The organism is Vibrio sp. 1167 (assembly GCF_033340375.1).
Classification (GTDB): Bacteria; Pseudomonadota; Gammaproteobacteria; order Enterobacterales; family Vibrionaceae; genus Vibrio; species Vibrio alginolyticus.
In genome coordinates, this window is the sequence record NZ_JAWOWK010000071.1 from 1 (window position 1) to 1,258 (window position 1,258).

The following is a 1,258-nucleotide window of genomic DNA, read 5'->3' on the forward strand; positions in this document are numbered from 1 at the left end:
AACGGCTTAACTTCGCAGCGTTAGGAAGAACCTCCCTTCCGAATGAAAGACAAAGAAAAGAGCGCATTAGCGCTCTTTTTGTATCTAAACTACACGTTAGCTTTGTTTTACTTTTGTTTTCACCGCCGCTCGCTTGCCAAGCACATAACCTAAACCAAGCGGAGCGAAGAATATCGCAGCAATGAACAGAATAAAGTAGACAATTGTGCTCTTCACTAATTCTATCAACTTGGTCATGGCGAGATTCACAACCTCTTGAGACACTCTATCCATATCCTGAGCAAACTTCTCACGTTCATGAGTGATGATCAGAGCGATCTCTTGGCGCTCTCTAGCCACCATTTCTTCTAATGCTTGTCGCTCTTCACCTAACTGAGACAAACGCGCTTCGGTTTTTTGGTCAATGTCGTCCACTAAAGGCTGCAGTTCAACCGCCATTTGTTCAGCCAAATAACGCATATACTCAGGGTTGTTATCGATGAAATCTCTCATTGAGTCAGCAGTCACTTGCAGACTGTTCAAAGCGGCATTAACCTTCTCAATACTTGCCGAACTGTTCAACGCTAATAACTGCGCCTTCCAAGTCATGATCTTTGGCGTTTGTTCAGAGACCAAACTCAATCTATCGGATACATCTCCCAATGCTTCCGGCATCGTACCCAACGTTGTTACCGCGTCTTCCTCACTGATTTGATTGGCTTCTAACCAAGCACGGTAAGCTGGCGTTCTAATCATGCTTAAATCAGCGAACGGATACTGTTTAACAAAGTCAGCAACAAAGAGCTTCGTTTTATCGTAAACCTCTTTTTTCAACAGTGATTGAGCGAGCTGGTCTACCTCATTGGCTAAGTGTGCCGAGACTTGTTTGGCTTCATCTGTAGCAAAAATGTCACGGCCAGCGCCCGTCGCATAAAACTGGTTCATTTGATGGGTGAACACCCACGTATCAATCAATGCAGCCATTGGTGAGACTTGATATGCTGCAGCTTGCAAGCCTTCTTCTGCATTGATCTTCCACAGCAGGACGTAAGACTGGTTCACTTTATCATTGGGGTCATACTGCTCTTGAAGCACATCGGCGGCTTGCTCAACTTGAGCAAAAAATTGAAGTGCATATTCGCGCGTTAAAATGCGCATATTAAGCTCTTGCTTGGTGAGAGGAACGGTCTGGCTGTCAATTTTCACTTCTAACAGGGAACACCCTGAAAGAGTGGTAACCAACCACAAAACCATTAGTGACGATATTCGACGAATGGAC

1 protein-coding gene is annotated in these 1,258 nt (G+C 44.8%); it reads right to left on the minus strand.

What is annotated here, in order from left to right:
* Nucleotides 1–96: 96 nt before the first annotated feature.
* Nucleotides 97–1,258 (minus strand): chemotaxis protein (locus R7Z78_RS24440; protein ID WP_318117038.1); only part of this gene is annotated, 1,162 nt, incomplete at its 5' end.